The sequence below is a fragment of the Acinetobacter haemolyticus genome (assembly GCF_900406815.1).
Classification (GTDB): domain Bacteria; phylum Pseudomonadota; class Gammaproteobacteria; order Pseudomonadales; family Moraxellaceae; genus Acinetobacter; species Acinetobacter haemolyticus_A.
In genome coordinates this window covers 92787-111194 of record NZ_OVCN01000008.1, presented here as the reverse complement: position 1 = coordinate 111194, position 18408 = coordinate 92787, and the positions used below count along the sequence as shown (strand labels likewise).

General features: G+C 39.0%; 16 protein-coding genes and 3 tRNA genes. 7 read left to right on the top strand and 12 right to left on the bottom strand.

Annotated elements, in window-relative coordinates:
- Positions 1-12 precede the first annotated feature (12 nt).
- The 3 genes from ubiA to DK207_RS07315 all read left to right on the top strand — a co-directional run bounded on the left by ubiA (position 13) and on the right by DK207_RS07315 (position 2561).
- Entirely contained in the window at positions 13-894 is an 882-nt protein-coding gene (ubiA, locus tag DK207_RS07325; RefSeq protein WP_109440609.1) for a 4-hydroxybenzoate octaprenyltransferase, read from the top strand.
- Between the two features lie 110 nt (positions 895-1004).
- Complete coding sequence (locus DK207_RS07320) at positions 1005-2264, top strand: alpha/beta hydrolase family protein (RefSeq protein WP_109440608.1); 1260 nt, start codon at positions 1005-1007, stop codon at positions 2262-2264.
- Positions 2265-2351: 87 nt separating this feature from the next.
- Positions 2352-2561, top strand: coding sequence for a hypothetical protein (locus DK207_RS07315; RefSeq protein ID WP_109440607.1), 210 nt, complete (start codon positions 2352-2354; stop codon positions 2559-2561).
- 17 nt (positions 2562-2578) lie between these two features.
- Here DK207_RS07315 and DK207_RS07310 read toward each other — a convergent pair whose 3' ends face one another.
- From DK207_RS07310 to DK207_RS07285, 6 genes are all read right to left on the bottom strand, one after another.
- The gene (locus DK207_RS07310; RefSeq protein ID WP_109440606.1) at positions 2579-3019 is read right to left on the bottom strand and encodes a DUF2726 domain-containing protein; all 441 of its coding nucleotides are present in this window, start codon (positions 3017-3019) and stop codon (positions 2579-2581) included.
- Positions 3020-3074: 55 nt separating this feature from the next.
- Positions 3075-3150 (bottom strand) — tRNA-Asn (locus tag DK207_RS07305).
- Between the two features lie 59 nt (positions 3151-3209).
- Positions 3210-3285: transfer RNA gene (locus DK207_RS07300), tRNA-Asn, on the bottom strand.
- A gap of 6 nt (positions 3286-3291) precedes the next feature.
- A tRNA-Asn gene (locus DK207_RS07295) sits at positions 3292-3367 on the bottom strand.
- 147 nt (positions 3368-3514) lie between these two features.
- Complete coding sequence (locus tag DK207_RS07290) at positions 3515-4141, bottom strand: superoxide dismutase (RefSeq protein WP_004638474.1); 627 nt, start codon at positions 4139-4141, stop codon at positions 3515-3517.
- A 144-nt stretch (positions 4142-4285) separates the two neighbouring features.
- The gene (locus DK207_RS07285) at positions 4286-5044 is read right to left on the bottom strand and encodes a Nif3-like dinuclear metal center hexameric protein (protein ID WP_109440605.1); all 759 of its coding nucleotides are present in this window, start codon (positions 5042-5044) and stop codon (positions 4286-4288) included.
- 193 nt (positions 5045-5237) lie between these two features.
- Between DK207_RS07285 and DK207_RS07280 the strand changes: the two genes are divergently transcribed.
- Positions 5238-6419 (top strand): trypsin-like peptidase domain-containing protein, encoded by a 1182-nt coding sequence (locus tag DK207_RS07280; RefSeq protein ID WP_109440604.1) that lies wholly within the window; start codon positions 5238-5240, stop codon positions 6417-6419.
- A gap of 175 nt (positions 6420-6594) precedes the next feature.
- On the opposite strand, the gene DK207_RS07275 is transcribed toward DK207_RS07280, so the two are convergent.
- From DK207_RS07275 to map, 4 genes are all read right to left on the bottom strand, one after another.
- The gene (locus DK207_RS07275; RefSeq protein WP_171293646.1) at positions 6595-7806 is read right to left on the bottom strand and encodes an alginate export family protein; all 1212 of its coding nucleotides are present in this window, start codon (positions 7804-7806) and stop codon (positions 6595-6597) included.
- Between the two features lie 86 nt (positions 7807-7892).
- Entirely contained in the window at positions 7893-9239 is a 1347-nt protein-coding gene (locus DK207_RS07270) for an MFS transporter (protein ID WP_109440602.1), read from the bottom strand.
- 392 nt (positions 9240-9631) lie between these two features.
- Entirely contained in the window at positions 9632-10753 is a 1122-nt protein-coding gene (locus DK207_RS07265) for an OmpW family outer membrane protein (RefSeq protein ID WP_109440601.1), read from the bottom strand.
- Positions 10754-10944: 191 nt separating this feature from the next.
- Positions 10945-11769: a type I methionyl aminopeptidase gene (map, locus tag DK207_RS07260; RefSeq protein ID WP_109440600.1), complete on the bottom strand. Its 825-nt coding sequence runs from the start codon at positions 11767-11769 to the stop codon at positions 10945-10947.
- 236 nt (positions 11770-12005) lie between these two features.
- Between map and rpsB the strand changes: the two genes are divergently transcribed.
- The 3 genes from rpsB to DK207_RS07245 all read left to right on the top strand — a co-directional run bounded on the left by rpsB (position 12006) and on the right by DK207_RS07245 (position 14630).
- Complete coding sequence (rpsB, locus tag DK207_RS07255; protein WP_005082020.1) at positions 12006-12758, top strand: 30S ribosomal protein S2; 753 nt, start codon at positions 12006-12008, stop codon at positions 12756-12758.
- 139 nt (positions 12759-12897) lie between these two features.
- The gene (tsf, locus tag DK207_RS07250) at positions 12898-13779 is read left to right on the top strand and encodes a translation elongation factor Ts (RefSeq protein WP_109440599.1); all 882 of its coding nucleotides are present in this window, start codon (positions 12898-12900) and stop codon (positions 13777-13779) included.
- 224 nt (positions 13780-14003) lie between these two features.
- Positions 14004-14630 carry an aminotransferase gene (locus DK207_RS07245; RefSeq protein WP_109440598.1) on the top strand — a complete coding sequence of 209 codons (627 nt, stop codon included), beginning with the start codon at positions 14004-14006 and terminating at the stop codon, positions 14628-14630.
- 130 nt (positions 14631-14760) lie between these two features.
- On the opposite strand, the gene DK207_RS07240 is transcribed toward DK207_RS07245, so the two are convergent.
- Together DK207_RS07240 and DK207_RS07235 are read right to left on the bottom strand one after the other, a co-directional pair.
- Positions 14761-15987, bottom strand: coding sequence for a multifunctional CCA addition/repair protein (locus DK207_RS07240; RefSeq protein WP_109440597.1), 1227 nt, complete (start codon positions 15985-15987; stop codon positions 14761-14763).
- A 93-nt stretch (positions 15988-16080) separates the two neighbouring features.
- On the bottom strand, positions 16081-18351 hold the full coding sequence (locus DK207_RS07235) for an NADP-dependent malic enzyme (RefSeq protein WP_109440596.1): 2271 nt from the start codon (positions 18349-18351) through the stop codon (positions 16081-16083).
- Between the last annotated feature and the right edge of the window lie 57 nt (positions 18352-18408).

Below are 18408 nucleotides of genomic sequence, written 5' to 3'. Positions count from 1 at the left end.
CTAAGGATTCGCATGAATACGGTGCAACAGACTACATGGCGACAGCGTTTAGAAGCCTATTATTATTTATGTCGTTTTGATAAACCCATTGGTACTGAATTGGTGTTTTGGCCAACGATGTGGGCCTTGTGGGTTGCATCTAAAGGAATTCCTGATTTAAAAATACTGCTCGTGATGTCGCTAGGGGTTCTGTTTATGCGGGCTGCTGGTTGTGCGATTAATGATTTTGCAGATCGTAAAGTGGATGCGCATGTGGAGCGTACTAAAACTCGACCTTTAGCGACAGATGTGATTCGAGCAAGAGAAGCTGTATTTGTTTTCTTAGCTTTAGTTGCCGCGAGTGCCTGTTTGTTATTTTTCTTGCCAATTGAAACGTTTTATTGGTCATTTGGTGCATTGTTCCTCGCGTTTATTTATCCTTTTATGAAACGCTATACTCACTTGCCTCAAGTGTTTTTAGGTGCTGCTTTCTCTTGGTCTATTCCCATGGCTTATACGGCTGTTGGGCAGACACCTGATTTAATATGTTGGTTATTATATTTTGGTAATTTGGCATGGACGGTAGCCTATGACACGCAATATGCCATAACTGATCGTGAATATGATTTGAAAATTGGTGTGAAATCTACCGCAATTTTATTTGGTCGTTATGATATCCAAATCATTGGTTTACTTCAGGCGTTCAGCTTGGTTTTAATAGGTACAGCCTTATATTTAGAAGATCTATTCATACCATTTGGTCTGCTCGCATTACTTATTGTTGCAATAGATTTTGTATATCAAGCAGTAAAAACTAAAGATCGTGATCCTCAAATTTGTTTTTGGGCATTCCGTCACAATCGTTGGGTTGGAATGATAATTTTTATTGGAATTTTTTTAGGCTTCCTATTTTAAAATGACTTATTAGTTGAAAAGTGTCCTATGCAGGGCACTTTTTTTATGCCTTAATAGAAGCGCATGTAGTTTCATGTACAAAAAAATGACAAAGACTAAAAGGATATTTTATGAAACGGTCAAATATTGCTTTGGCGGTAACGTTCTCTATTTCAGCATTATTTCTATCAGCATGTAATGATGATAATGATTCAAACTCAAAAGTTGATCAGAACAGTAAATCATTTGTTTCTGAAACTTCTTATACTTTTGAATCAGAAGGTCTAGTTGACTTAAGTGCGGCCAGCTCTATCAAAGTAATGAATTATAAAATGCCAAATGTACTGGGGAAGACAGTTGAAACTTCTGCTTTGGTATTTTTTCCAAAAATTGCAAAACCTAAGGATGGTTATAGAGTTGTAGTTTGGGCTCATGGTACTTTAGGCGTTGCGGATAAATGTGCACCAACCAATACTCCATTAAATACTAATTTTAAAAACTATACCGCAAAGAACCTGTTAGAGCAGGGGTATGTAATTGTTGCACCTGATTATGAAGGGCTAGGAGGTGAGGGTGAGCATCCTTATCTAAATATTCCAAGCCAAGCTCGTTCGGCATTATATGCGGTTAAAGCAGCTAAAGAACACTATGGTAATCAATTGCAAGGTTCATGGATGTCTGTAGGGCAATCACAAGGTGGTCAAGCATCCTTGGGAATAGCTGAATATGCAAATAATGATGCAACTTATAAAGGAGCGATTGCAGGAGCTCCAGCATCAAGTTTGGGTAAAATAATTTTGGAAGTGGCTCCGACAGCAATTAATTTATTGCCACAATCTGCTGCGATTGATACTTATGCGACTTTGCTGTCTTATGCTGCTTTGGCTGGTGTGGGGATTACCGCTTACGAACCTTCATTCAACTATCAAACAATGTTTGGTAGCGATAAGGCTAAAGAAATTGCTGGCTTGGCAAAACAAGAATGCTTATCAGAACTGGTGGATGTTTATAAAGATGATATTCAAGCTTATATTGAGGAAAATCCAACAGCTAAGGTAACAGAGTATCCAGGTATAAATGCTGAAGCCTTCCAGAAAGATGCTACAATTCAAAAATTTTTAACGGACTATAGTCAGCCAACAACCAAAAAATTGGATAAGCCTATTTATATTATCCAAGGTGTATACGATACAAATGTTCCATATGTAATTACAGAAGCATTGTACAAAGCAATGTATGACTCTGGAACAGATGTGGCTTTAAAGGCTGTTGATATTGTACCTAGCCCTGCCAATCCTGTTGTGAATGGATCACATACTGGAGCAATTCTTGCCGCAAACGAGAGTGGAGAGTTAGTACAGTTCATTAAGCAAAATATGCCAGCCCAATAGTTCCTTGGTTATTAAAAGAGCCTCTTTATCGAGGCTCTTTTTTTGTTATAGTGGGGCCACTTTAAATATTACTTTTTGGAATCGGCTATGAGTCAAAATGCTGTTGAAAAAAGATCTGTACCTTGGGTATTGATGGGATTGGGTTTGTTGATTCCAATTTTTATCATTGGGATGGCTTTTCTAGCAGCGAAAAGTGATGCTAAAACCAAAAGAGAGTATGAGCAGCAACGTGCTGAAATAGCAAAAAGATTTGAACAACAGAAAAATGCAGAGCAAGCTGCGACTTTGGAAGAATAACTCCCCATTGGTTTAGTCTAGCGAATATCCATCTGTAATTGCTTTATAGATGGGATTTGCGTGTAGCGTTGCACAAAATAACCTGCTTGTTGCAACATGTCATCACGCTTTTTATCTTCTACTTCTTTACCAATGTGACTAGGATCATCCAACTCTATAATTGCAATCACTTGCATATCTTTGTCTAAAATTACAAAGTCTGTGACTTTACGATTAAAGCGGCTCCGAATTTTATAATGATCACTGGTAATCAAGGCGCTAAAAGCAACCTGCGCCAATATATGATGTCGCGGAAAAGCTTGCTGCAACCTTAAAAACATTTGTGATTCAAAATTAGTGATGACAGGGCGAGCAAAAAACTCTTGTTTGAAAAAATATGGGCGTAAGCAACTAACCAATAAAAGTAGGGCGCTAATACTACCAATAAATAAAAATATGGGCTGACTGGATTCAAACATTTTAAATTAGGTGTCAATAAAAAACCCACTCGAAAAGAGTGGGTTTTTAGAATCTTGGCTCTCCCACCTGGGCTCGAACCAGGGACCTGCGGATTAACAGTCCGTCGCTCTACCGACTGAGCTATGGGAGAATCTGGATATGCATTTTATGCATGTCGCTTTTAACGGTCAAGCTATTCATTTAAGAATTTGGCTCTCCCACCTGGGCTCGAACCAGGGACCTGCGGATTAACAGTCCGTCGCTCTACCGACTGAGCTATGGGAGATTAGCTTGGCTCTCCAACCTGGGCTCGAACCAGGGACCTGCGGATTAACAGTCCGTCGCTCTACCGACTGAGCTATTGGAGAATCTGATGCGCATTTTAGGCATGAAATATTCATGCGTCAACAAGAATAGTAAATAAAATGAATCGTTTGCTTGATAAATATTCTTTTCGGATTTTATTTATAAAAAAACTGCCCGAGGTGGGCAGTTTTTATGCAAGAAATAAAAGATTATTTCTCTACACCTGCTGGTTGACCTGCAAGTTTTGCATTTGCGTAGTCCCAGTTCACTAAGCTTTCTAAGAAAGTTGCGATGTATTTAGGACGTAAGTTACGGAAATCGATGTAGTAAGCATGTTCCCAAACGTCAATCGTCAATACTGCAATTTGACCATGAGCAAGAGGTGTGTCTGCATTCGCAGTTTTAGTAATTGATAATTTACCATTTACTTCATCAGCAACTAACCAAGCCCAACCAGAACCGAATTGAGTGGTTGCAGCAGCAGTAAATTCTTCTGCAAATTTTTCATAGCTACCAAATGCTTCATCAATCTTAGCTGCAATTGCACCAGTTGGTTTGCCGCCACCATTTGGTTTCATGCTGTTCCAGTAGAATGTATGATTCCATACTTGTGCAGCATTATTGAAAATACCAGCTTTAGATGCATCACCAGCAGATGCTTTAATGATTTCTTCTAAAGTTTTACCTTCAAGGTCGGTACCTTTGATTAAGTTATTTAAGTTAACAACATAAGTATTATGATGTTTGTCGTGATGATATTCTAAAGTTTCACGTGTAATATGTGGTGCTAAATCATCATAGCCATATGGAAGTGCAGGTAAAGTAATGGTTGTCATGTTTCAATCCTTGCATTTGCTGGGTTTTACATTAAGTGGCTCTATTGTAAATGATTCTAAAGCGAATAGGACAGCCTTTTAAAGAACGATATACAATAAAACGTGAATTAAAAACAATAAATTAAATCGGAATTCTCAATGTAATTAAATCGGATTATTTAATTCAAAATATTCAGTCTGAATCGAAAATTGATTTGCAATCGCTTCAGCTAAACGCTGCACACCATAACGCTCGGTTGCATGGTGTCCGCATGCAAAATAATGCACACCTAACTCTTTAGCTTGATAAAAAGTACGCTCACTTACTTCGCCTGAAATATAAGCATCACAATTTTCCTGAGCTGCTTTGTCGATAAAGTCTTGTGCTCCACCTGTACAGAAACCTATTTTTTGAATCGTGGTTTTATTGCAAGGCAAGTGTAAAATAGAAAAATCAAAAATTGTTTGCAACTTTTCTTTGAATTGCTCAGGGCTTATTGCATTATCCAAATAACCAATATTGCCGATTGGATGTTTTTCTGCTGGATCTAAAGCTTCTATGTTGCGTAGACCAATTAAATCAGCAATAGCTGCATTATTTCCTAAGGTTGGATGAGCGTCTAAAGGAAGGTGATAGGCAATGAGTGAAATATTATTTTGGATCAATTTTTTAATGCGATTACCGCGCATACCTGTAATGGGGTAGGGCTCACCTTTCCAAAAATAGCCATGATGCACCAGTAAAGCATCTGCTTGTTGGGCAATAGCCGCATCAATTGCGTCTTCTGAAGCTGTGACAGCACATATAATTTTATTTACATCAAGCTTACCTTCGATTTGTAAGCCATTTGGCGCATAATCTTTAAATTCGCTTGATTTTAAAGTTTGATTACACCATTGCACAATGTCATGCAAATTAGCCATGGAATTCCTCAAATGATTTACATTTTATAGCTGTCAATAAAAACATACTTTTTAATGTAACTAAAGCTAGACAAAACTTTTTTAACTTTTGCATTGTTTTTAAGTAATTTACATTACAATGATGGAAATTTCCTGTTCTTAAAACAGATTAATAATTTGTTCATAACATAATTTCGCCTAGAGGATAATAAACGTGCGCCGTGCATTTACATGGTTACCTTGGGTATTACTCATCGTCGTTATATTTAGCTTTCTCGCTTGGCAAAAATCACATCAGCCGAAACCAACAATAGCGTCAGATGGTGTGAAAATGCCCGCAGAAAAGGTTGAGCCCTTAGTCGATACAAATCGCATGGGCGGGGTAGTTTCTTACAATGCTGCGGTTAAAGTGGCGGCACCTGCGGTGGTGAATATTTTTACCACTCAAAAAATCAAACAGCCGAATCATCCCTTGTTAAATGATCCTGTATTTCGTGAGTTTTTTGGTAATCAGATCCCTCAGCAACCAAAAAATGAAAACAGTTTAGGCTCAGGCGTGATCGTGCGTGCAGATGGTTATATCTTGACAAATAACCATGTGATCGCACAAGCAGAGCAAATCGTAGTTGCTTTATATGATGGACGTCGCGCAGAAGCGACAGTCATTGGTACAGATCCAGACACAGATTTAGCAGTGATCAAAATTGAGTTGGATAAGTTGCCAGTATTACCATTTAAGTTAAGTGGTAATGAGGTGGGTGACGTTGTATTGGCAATTGGGAATCCATTTGGTGTCGGGCAAACAGTTACTCAAGGAATTATTTCTGCAACGGGTCGTTCAGATTTAGGTATTAATACCTATGAAGATTTTATTCAAACAGATGCCGCGATCAATCCTGGTAACTCGGGTGGGGCTTTGATAGATGTTGCAGGTAATCTAATCGGTGTAAATACTGCGATTTTCTCCCAGTCTGGTGGTTCACTTGGAATTGGTTTCGCCATTCCTGCGAAGGTGTGTCAGCAGGTATTAAACTCGATCCTAAAAGATGGGCGAGTTGTGCGTGGTTGGTTAGGAATCAGTTTAATTCCAAACAATTTAAATGAAGATGTACTGACTGCAAAACCGATTGGGGTTTTGGTTGCAGATGTTTTACGTGGAGGACCTGCTGATCAGGCTGGAGTGAAACGTGGTGATACGATTATTCAAGTCAATGATGAGCAGATTTCTTCAGCTTCGCATTTAATTAATTATGTTGCATTACAAGCTCCTGAGAACATGATTGATATTATTGTTGAGCGTGATGGTAAGCAGCAGAAGTTGGAAGTGAAGGTTGGAGAGCGCAAAGTTCAGCAAAATACTCAATCTCAATATATTCCCTTACCGAAAGGTCAGTAATCCTTTGACGTTAGAATTGTTGATTAATCATCCTTAAGAAAAAAGCCTGTTGATCTTAGTGATCAACAGGCTTTTTATTTTTTATTACATCATCCAAATTTGATAATTTGATGACAATTTCCGTAGATTTGATGCCATCTAATTTAACTTGTTGAATCAGCAATAAAAGTTTTTTCTAAAATTTATAATCCAATTGTAACCAAAGTTTTTCAGTGTCCACACCAAAATCTTCGGCTTGATAGCTGGAAAATTTAGCCAAACCCGATAAACCTTTTATCGCAAGTGGATGGGCATAAGATAGAGAAAATTCTTGTCCATAGTCTAATCCTTTTATGTCACTACGGTAATAATGCAGCTCGGTTGTCAATTTGCCTTTACTTAATATATTAAAACTTGAGCTGATATAAAGATCACGTAAACCATTGGCTGGTGTATTTAAGAACAGGTCACTCCAACCATTAAAACGATGTTTAGTTGCAAGTGGGGTTTGAAAAGCAATCTTCCCCTCGTCACTACTTAAAACTTCATAACCGATCGCAACCTCACCAAGCGGCGACTGTTCAGAAACTTGATAGCCAAGTTCTAAAGCATAATAATCAGTATCGTATGTTAAGGGCTGATCAGCATAGTCCTGTTGTTTTGCATATTCGGCACTATAACGAAAGTTCTTGTGTTTTCCTGTGAAACGAAGACCATAGCTTTGATTTGACCATGCATTTAGGTCTTCAAAGTCAAGAAAATAGCCATAAAGTACAGCATTAAGCTGCGGACTATAACTATATCTAATTTGTGCTAAATGGATTTGGCTATCTTGTTTACCATCTTGAGCTTTCAATGGAACAGGTTTTGCTGCTTCACTACCGAAAATTGTATTTACCTGTTCAATATAAGCATAGTAAAGCTGAAGTTTTGGATCCGCTTTAAGATTTAAGCTAATCGCATCATAGCTTTGTTCATTTTGACGCCAGCCAACAGAGCCAATAAAACGTTGATTATCTAGATTGATAACTTGCCGACCTAATCGAGCGTCAAATTTTGAGTTGTTATAATTTAAATATAACTGATTAATATCTAAGTTTTTAGGATCGGGAACAGTGCTATAGGTGGTTTCGCTGTTTCGAGTGCTATTAAAGCGATCATTGAGTTCGATGTTTGCTTCGCCCTGTGCATATATACTCAAGCCTTGCCATGTACCCGTTTGGAGTGCAGGGCGTATTCGCAAAGTTGCAGCTTCAGCTTTCTTTAATGGGTTGTCTTGATCAACCATTTCGAAACGCAAGCGACTATCGAGTGAAAGCTTAGTATTTTTTAAAAAATCGCTATTGGCAAATACCTGCGTTACAGAAAAACAGCCGAGCGTGATCAAAGAAATTGAAATGATTTTCATCATATTTCCCCTAAAGTTAAAAATTAGACATGAATGGTTTTGAAAGGATGTGAATAGGCACACATCCTTCTATGAGCAGCGTGAAATTAAGGGGTGGAGTTGCGTTCAAGCAAAGCTTGCTCAAATAGTTGTTGTTCTTTTTCTTTATGTTCGACTGAGAAGCGAATCAAAACGACACTAAACGCAGCAACAATTACCAGACTACCCAGGACCATGAGGCAAGTTTGGATATCGAGTAAACCTTTCAGAAGAAATCCAGCAGCGACAGCACCCACATTGCCGCCTGCACCAATAATGCCAGCCACACCTCCGAGTGCATCGCGGTCAATAAAGGGTACTAAGGCATAAGTCGCTCCACAGGCCATATGGGTAAACAGAGCAAAAATTGTCATTGTAAGTACGGCGAGCATCACACCATTCATCTGTGAGAAAATAATAAGAAATAGCCCTTCACCCAAGATAAGTAAGAACAAAACTTGGGTACGACCATCTAGTCCTTTATTGAGAGCTACCTTGTCAGAAATAATACCGCCCAATGCACGAGCAAATAATGCAAGTAAACCAAATATTCCAGCAGTTAGTCCGGCTTCTTTCAAGCCCATATTAAAATGGTCAACATAATACATTGCGGCAATATTATGAATGAAAATCTCGATGCCAAAACATGCTGCATAAGCAGTAAATAAAACCCAAACACGATAATTACGAGCGGCTTGCATTAAAATAGCTGTACCACCTTTTTTAATATTACCTGCTTCTATGCCTTGCTCACGTAATTCTTTAAAGTTGCCTTGTGGACTATCTTGCGTCAGTTTCCAGTAAAGTATACCCACGATTACCATCATGATTCCTGGAGCAAGTAATGCAATACGCCAGCCCATCGCTTGCTCAACACCAAACATGATGATGGCACCTAGAATGAGTGGCATGATGGCTTGCGTTGCACCACCGCCAGCATTTCCCCAACCTGCCGCAGCGGCATTTGCAGTACCCACAACATTCGGTGCGAACATAATGCTGGTATGGTATTGGGTAATCACGAAGCTTGCGCCAATTGCGCCGATTAAAAGACGGAAAAATAAAAAGGATTCGTAGGTGTTAGCCGCCGCTACCCCAAACACAGGAATGCTACCGAGAATCAAAAGGGCAGTGTAAGTTCTGCGTGGTCCATATTTGTCACATAATGGCCCGACGATAAGGCGAATAACAATAGTGATTGCAACAGCTGCAATGTTGATATTTGCGATTTGGGCTTTGGTTAAATTAAATTCACCAGCGATCACTGGCATTAATGGTGCACATGCAAACCATGCGAAGAAACATACGAAAAAGGCCAGCCATGTCATATGGAATGCACGCATTGCTGGAGTGGTGAAACTAAAAAGTTTTATTTCAGTAGCTTTCTTTGCATCTATATTTATATTGGAAGACATTGCCTTCTCCTGAACTGAACGAAATATTATTTTGTAAGACTGAGATGGTGAGGCTTACAAACCGAACAGAACGGACATCATTGGCCGTCAACAAATTTTTGAATCGACATTGATTCTATTTATTGTCAATTAAGCAAGGGATGTGCCAATAAAAATATTTAATCAAAAGAATAAATTAAGATATTAATTTAAATAATTAATTTTTCTAATTTTTATATTTCGGGGATTTAGATGTAAGCGTCTCTTATTTTTTAAAGCGGCAGGGATAATAAGAACTGTAAGACAAGGCTGAATAAGTTGTTTTTAAATGGTGCATCTTTTTTGTACAGGGTGATTTAAAACATAGCGATAATAAAAAAGCAGCCGAAGCTGCTTTAAGAACAATAAAAAAATTAGAAACGGTAACCGATACCTACATAAGTGATGAGTGGATCAATGTCGATTTTAGTATTTGCACGAATCAACTCTTTACCTGTATTGCGGTCAGTAACATAAATTTTTGCTTCGTTATTCATTTTCGAATAAGAAACTGAGCCAACAGCAAACCAATTAGGTTTGAAATCATAAGTTGCACCCAACGTTACGATAGGCGCAAAAGTATCTGTTGCTTTAAGTTTAACAACAGGATCGGCAGAAGATGTTTTACGGTCTAATGCTCCACCAGCTTTATTATCATGAATATTCTGGATCATATGACCTGCTGCAATAAGATCTGATTCAATCGCAGGATTAATCTTCAGTGAGTTGAAATAAGCATACATTACACCAGCCCCAACGTAAGGACGGAATTTATTGACACCTGTTTTACCAAATTGGTAATGGAGCTCAACGGCAGGTAACCAAGCGCGTGCGGTCGCAGCTTTGCCACCTTGCGAAAGATCCGTAATATGAAGATCTTGTTTTAAAGGAATATCTCCACCCGCTTGGGCAATACCATCCCCTATGATACCCCCAATAGTTGACCCATCTTTTAATGGAGTAGCTTTTCCAGAAAGTGGGGCATAAATATCACCTTTGCCCTTAATATCTACTTTTGGGGGGATACCTGCTTTTACTTCAAGAGAAAGATTATCTGTAAAATGATAATTCATCATTATACCAACAGTATCAACATCGGCAGCTTCTAAGCCAGTTCCTTGACTTTGCCAATTTGAAAGACCATTAATTTCAGCTGTACCAGCAAGTGATGAGGGAAGAGTATCTGTAAATTTATCAAGAAGGCTGATTGTACCATGCCAAAATTTTCCTGAAGCTTTACTTTGATCAATTGCATCTAACACAGCAGTAGTGGATACATCTCCTACTTTTGATTGTGTACCTTCAGCAACACTGGTATTGATATTAATTGGATTTGCCGAACCTTGGGGCATGGCATGTAACCAGCCCGCCGAAACAGAAAACCGTTTAAACCCATCTCCATCTTTCAGGCTAAAATAAGGTGAATCGGCAAAAGTGAGTGTAGGAAGGGTACATAAACCTGTTGCAATCAGGCATGCAAATGATTTCTTCATCATTTTGGGACTCCATGTCCTAAAGTTTGTAAGGATTTTTCTAGCGCTCACCATAACGCTTTTTTATGGATACTTTGTTTAGATAGAATTTATAATTGTTATAAGTGTGAAAAAAATTGTATTAATTAAATTAAATTTGAGTGATTTTTAATCTAAAAATGGGCGAAAACATTTGTTCTCACCCTTAAAATGAGTTATTGAAAACGTGAAAGATCTTCTTCTGGACGGGCCGTTAATACCTCAATTCCTGTTTGCGTCACTAAAATCGTGTGTTCATATTGAGCTGACAATTTATGATCTTTAGTGACGACTGTCCACTTGTCACCTAAAAGTTTAGTTTGCCAAACACCTGCATTTACCATTGGTTCAATAGTAAAGGTCATGCCAGCTTCCAAACGCATTCCTGTGCCTTTTTGCCCATAGTGTAAAACTTGAGGTTCATCGTGGAAGACATTACCAATCCCATGACCGCAATATTCACGTACCACACTGAAACGTTCAGACTCAACATATTGCTGAATCGCATGCCCCACATCACCAAGGTATGAACCATCTCTGACTGTGGCCATACCACGATACATGGCTTCCTGAGCAACTGAACACAAGCGATTTGCCAAAATAGACGTTTCACCGCCAACGATATACATCATATTCGTATCGCCATGATAACCATCTTTAATAACAGTGACGTCAATATTTAGAATGTCACCGTTCTTTAAAATTTTATTTTCAGATGGAATACCATGACAAACCACATGGTTTACAGATGTACAAATTGAATGCTGAAAGGCAGGTCGACCTGGTGCCGCTCCATAGCCAACACAAGCGGGAATAGCATCTTGTACATTTTCAATGTGATTGCGGCAGATTGTATCGAGTTCTAGCGTACTTACACCCGCTTTGATATGCGGTTTAATCATGTCTAAAACTTCAGCAGCCAATTTCCCTGCAACACGCATCTTTTCAATTTCTTCAGGTGTTTTAATTAATCGACGAGGAGCTGTATAAGTTGTATTCATGATCTCTAAAAACTTTTGGTAATTTGCAAGTGTCTATGGTATAAATAGCCGCCTATTTTATCAAATGCTTTTCGTGATAAATCTTCTTTATTTTTATTGGAGGCTTTTGCGGAATTGTTTGATAATAAATAGTCGTAAAAAATCCGCACATATATCGTCACATTACTCTGGGTGCCTAGCAATAGGTGGAGAATGCGGATATATGGAGGCCTAACCCAAACTTTAAGGTAAAGAAAATGGCAGATTACAACGTAAGCATGCGCGACCTTCTTCAAGCAGGCGCACACTTTGGTCACCAAACTCGTTTCTGGAACCCAAAAATGCGTCAATACATTTTTGGCGCGCGTAACAAAATTCACATCATCAACCTTGAGCACACTGTTCCTGCGTTAAATGATGCTTTGAACTTTGTTAACAACTTGGCGAGCAAAAAGAACAAAGTATTATTCGTTGGTACGAAACGTGCTGCTTCTAACATCATCCGTGAACAAGCTCAACGCGCTGGTCAACCATATGTAGATCACCGTTGGTTAGGTGGTATGTTGACGAACTGGAAAACACTTCGCCAATCTATCAACCGTTTAAAAGATCTTCAAACTCAATCTCAAGACGGTACTTTTGCTAAGCTTACTAAACGTGAAGCTTTAGAACGTACTCGTGAGATGGAAAAACTTGAACGTGCTTTAGGCGGCGTTAAAAACATGGGTGGTTTACCTGACGCATTATTTGTAATCGACGTTGATCATGAAGCGATTGCAATTAAAGAAGCTAAAAACTTAGGTATTCCTGTAATCGGTATCGTTGATACAAACTCTAACCCAGACAACGTTGATTACGTTATTCCGGGTAACGATGATGCGATCCGTGCAGTAACTTTGTATGCTTCAGCTATGGCTGATGCGATTCTTGCTGGTAAAGAATACGCTCAATCACAAGCGAATGCACAAGCGAAAGGCGAAGAAGCTGCTAAAGAAGCTCCTGAGGCTTAATGCGTTTTGACGCAAGCTTGTCATTTTTGTGATTTAAAATGATGACAAATTGAGCGTCGAGAAAGCAAAACGGCCCAGAGAAACCTTTGGGCCGTTTTTGTTGAACAGATTTATATTCTACCGATTTTAGGAGATCAACATGACTGCAATTACTGCAAGCATGGTAAAAGAATTACGTGACCGTACTGGTCTTGCAATGATGGAATGCAAAAAAGCATTAACAGAAGCAGGCGGTGACATCGAACTTGCGATTGATAACCTTCGTAAATCAGGTCAAGCAAAAGCTGCTAAAAAAGCAGGTAACATTGCTGCTGATGGTGCGATCACAATCGTTCAAAACGGTAATAAAGCAATTCTTGTTGAAGTTAACTGTCAAACTGACTTCGTTGCAAAAGACGAAAACTTCAAAAACTTCTCTGATAAAGTGGCTACAGCTGCACTTGCTGCAAATGAAACTGATGCTGCGAAAATTGCTGAACTTAAACTTGAAGATGGTTCTACTGTTGAAGAAGCGCGTGTTGCACTTGTTCAAAAAATCGGTGAAAACATCCAAGTACGTCGTGCTCACATCGTTGAAGGCGAAAACTTGGCTATTTACAAGCACGGTTTAAAAATCGGTGTTGTAGTTTCTTACACTGGTGATGCTGATACTGGTAAAGGTATTGCAATGCACGTTGCTGCGTTCAACCCAGTTGCAGTAAATGCTGAAGCTGTTCCAGCTGACTTGATCGCTAAAGAGAAAGAAATTGCTGAAGCAAAAGCTTTAGAATCTGGTAAGCCTGCTAACATCGTTGAGAAAATGGTTACTGGTTCAGTTGAGAAATACTTGAACGAAGTAGCACTTGATCGTCAAATGTATGTTATTGATAACGACAAGAAAGTTGCTGATGTATTAAAAGCGACTGGTACAGTTGTTGCTCAATTCACTCGCTTCGAAGTAGGTGAAGGTATTGAGAAGAAAGCTGAAATGAGCTTTGCTGATGAAGTTGCTGCTGCTCAAGCTGCTGCTGCTGCTCAATAATTTTTACTGAATAAGTAAAAGTTATAAAAAACCCAGTCATTACTTTAGACTGGGTTTTTTTATGGGAGAACAATATATTATTGTGGTGTGGGAACGGTGTAACTCGCTATAAAATAAATTTTCAGTCTCATTAAAATAAAAGCTTGAAATAGAAAAAATAACATTTTCTTCATTAAAAACTCAATATAGTGGCTTTAAGTATAAAAATTAATTTGGAGTTCAATATGTCCATGCCTATGCCAAAAATTCTTCTCAGTACAATTTTTTTGTCATGTTTATCTTTGCCAGTTTATGCCACGGTGGGTGGACCACAACATATTGAAGTTCTAGGATTAGATCGTAAAGCTCAAAAAATTTATCTCATGCGACATTTTGAAGATGGGCGGGGACGTTTACCTCAACTTTATTATTATCAATTAAATAGTGCCAATCCGACTAAGCTGATCCAAGTGAATTCACTTTATATTAACCCTAAAACTAAATTAATTGATTACGATCAGTACAGTACGAAATTTGATATAGAAATTGCAAAAATTCAGAAGCGTTTATTGCCTCTTGAACCAATACCTAAGCGTAAGGCTCATATCCAGTTATTGTCTATTAAAAAAGGAACAGCAAAGGCATGGTATGATCCTCAAGTACCTATTGATAAATGGTCGTACCAATATCAGGTTAAAAGTCTTGGTCTAAAAAGTAAGCCGCAAACAGCTGTTAGCTATAAGAAAGAGTTAAATATAGCGAAAGTATATAAAGTGCCTCATAGTAAAAATATACTTGCAACCGTTGAATATCTCGGTATTCCTTTTGAAACGGGCTATAATATTGAAGATCCTGTATTATTGACGAAATAATAGAGATGTTTATCAGCTCTTTATATTTTTTATGCAACAAGAAATACGAAAGAGCTGATATGAACTATTTAAGCGATCCAGTATAAAGCTTGAATAGTAGGATCATGTGAGGGTGGGGTGTCAAATAGGTTTATTCGCCGTACTGCTCTTTAAATTTTGCCAATGCTTCAATTCTATATTGAATTAACATTTCACCAATTTCTGGACCTGTAATGTGTTCTGGTAGGTCTTGAGCACGGATATTTCTAACGATTTCCATCGCATTTAAAATATATTGGGCTTGTGGATAAGCTCGATCTTCCATACCTAAACGACCTTTAGCATCACACTCACACGCTTGAACAAATGCTTTAACCTTTTCGGGACGACGTAATACATCTAAACGTTGCAAGAAACGCCACAGAGTACCCGGTTTTAAGATTTTTACTTGATGACATTTTAAGTGTTCTTTACATACGGTTAATGCAAGATTTTTGAGTTGTGTTGGCACTTTCAATCGGTCACATAGTGTTGTGACAGGTTGTATACCGCGTTCCTCATGCATCACATGTCTAGGAAGTTCCTCAGGCGGTGTGAGTGCTTTACCTAAGTCATGTACAAGGACGGCAAATCGCACATCTAAAGCATACTCTGCTTTACAAGCTTGCTGAAGCGCCATTAATGTATGAATACCACAATCGATTTCGGGATGGTATTCAGGTCGTTGCGGAACGCCAAAAAGAGCATCAATTTCCGGAAATAAGATTTTTAAAGCGTTACAGTCTCTAAGAATCTGGAAGTATACATCTGCATGGTCTTCCATTAATGCTCGCGCTGTTTCTTTCCAGACACGTTCAGGCGTTAACTCATTTAACTCACCAGATTCTGCTATCTTACGCATTAACGCTAATGTTTCCTCTGCAACGACAAATCCATAAGATGCATAACGGGCAGCAAATCGGGCAACACGCAGTACACGTAAAGGATCTTCGGTAAATGCATCCGAAACATGGCGAAGAGTTTTTTGCTCTAAGTCTTTTTGACCACCATAGGGGTCATAGACTTGACCATCCGCATCCATCGCCATGGCATTAATTGTTAGGTCACGACGAATTAAATCTTCTTCTAGGCGAACGTTTGTATCAGTAAAAAATTGAAAGCCGTGATAGCCAACGCCTGATTTTCTTTCGGTGCGGGCAAGTGCATATTCTTCTTTTGTTTTAGGATGTAGGAATACAGGAAAATCTTTACCAACGGGTTGATAACCCTCAGCGAGTAATTGATCGGGTGTTGCCCCAACCACAACATAATCTTTTTCGTGATAGGGGTGCCCAAGTAAATGATCTCGAACTGCACCGCCTACTAAATAAACTTGCATGAAAAAACCTCTATTCTTCACATAATCATGCTACAGAATGGAGGTTTTCTCAAGTCTCAAGACAAGCTTTTCTAGGCAAGCTTCACTTAAGGATTAGTTTTGACTTTGTTGAATCTCTGCAACACTTAACGCTGTCATATTGATCAGACGACGGGTCGTTGCAGTCGGTGTCAAAATATGAACTGGTTTAGCAGCACCTAACAAAATTGGACCAATTGTTACATTATTGCCAGAAGTTGCTTTTAACAAATTAAATGAAATGTTTGCAGCATCTAAATTCGGCATAATTAACAAATTCGCTGAACCTTTGTAGCGTGAGTTAGGGAATGCAAAATGACGGATATTTTCGTCAAGCGCTGCATCACCGTGCATTTCACCTTCAACTTCTAAATCAGGGGCTTGCTCTGTGAGTAAACGATAAACTTCACGCATTTTCTGAGCGCTTGCATCGTGCTGGTCACTACCAAAACTTGAATGAGAAAGTAGAGCAACACGTGGTGTAATACCAAAACGGCGTACTTCTTCTGCAGCTAAAATTGTCATTTCAGCTAACTGTGCCGCTGTTGGATTGGTATTGACATATGTATCAGCAATAAACAAATTGCGATCTTCAAGCATCAATGCATTCAGGGTAAAGAATGTGCTGCGACCTTCTTTTAGACCAATCACATTACGCACAAAATCTAAATGAATATCATAGCTGCTGTATGTACCGCAAAGCATACCGTCTGCTTTACCAAACTTCACAAGTAAAGCTGCGATCAATGTTGAGCGACGACGAGTTTCACGTTGCGCATACTCAACCGTTACACCTTTGCGTTGCATTGTTTGATAGTAGTCTTTCCAGAACTCTTCATATAACGGATTTTGTTCTTGATCAACGATTTCAATGTTTACGCCATGCTGTAAGCGTAAGCCTAATTTCTTGATATTTGCTTCGATTACCGTCGTACGACCTACCAAGATTGGTTTTGCCAAGCCTTCATCTACTGCGATTTGAACTGCGCGTAATACACGCTCATCTTCACCTTCAGCATAAGCAATACGTTTAGGGTCGGTTTTTGCTTGTGCAAAGATTGGTTTCATCAAGAATGCTGAGTTATAAACAAACTCAGAAAGTCTTTGACGGTATGCTGAGAAATCTTCAATAGGGCGAGTGGCAACACCAGAATCCATTGCTGCTTTAGCAACTGCTGGTGCAATTTCTAAAATTAAGCGTTGATCAAGTGGACGTGGGATCAAGTAATCACGACCAAAGGAAGCTGACTTCTCACCATAGGTCGCTGCATCTGCTTCAACATGTGCCATACGTGCGATGGCATGTACACAGGCAATCTTCATTTCTTCGTTAATGGTCGTTGCACCTACATCTAACGCTCCGCGGAAAATGTATGGGAAACAAAGTGCATTATTTACTTGGTTTGGATAGTCCGAACGACCTGTTGCCATAATGACATCTGGACGTACTTCATGAGCGTGTTCAGGTAGAATCTCAGGATCTGGGTTTGCAAGTGCAAAAATGATTGGATTCTCAGCCATTTCTTTAACCATTTCTTTGGTTAAGATCCCAGCTGCAGAAAGACCCAAGAACATGTCCGCACCAGCGATTACTTCATTCAATTGCGTTGCTTGAATATCTTGAACATAGCGCTTTTTCGAATCATCCAATCCATCACGAGAAGTGGTGAGGAGACCGCGAGAGTCAGCAACAATGATATTTTCTTTGTTTACACCTAAAGCACACAACAAATCTAGGCAAGACAGGGCTGCAGCGCCTGCACCAGAAGCAACGATTTTAATTTCATCGATTTTTTTGTTTACGATTTGCAGCGCGTTGAGTAAAGCTGAACCAACGATAATACTAGTACCGTGTTGATCATCATGGAACACAGGAATTTTCATGCGTTCACGTAATTTTTTCTCGATATAGAAACATTCTGGTGCCTTGATATCTTCAAGGTTAATACCACCAAAAGTTGGTTCTAATGCAGCAACGATATCAACGATTTTATCTGGATCATTTTCCGCGATTTCAATATCAAAGACATCAACACCTGCGAATTTTTTGAAAAGTACGCCTTTACCTTCCATAACAGGCTTGGATGCTAAAGGACCAATGTTCCCTAAACCAAGAACTGCTGTACCATTACTCACGACGGCAACCAAATTACCACGCGCTGTATATTTTGCAGCGGCAGAAGGATCGCGTTCGATTTCTAAACATGGAGCTGCAACACCTGGGGAATATGCAAGCGCTAAATCTCGTTGGTTAACGAGCTGCTTGCTAGGTGTCACACTGATTTTTCCAGGAGTAGGAAATTCATGGTAATACAAAGCGGCTTGTTTTAAAGATTGATCGTCCATCTGAGTCTCGATTGTTCCGATAATAATCATGCATATATATGACTGATTATTATATTA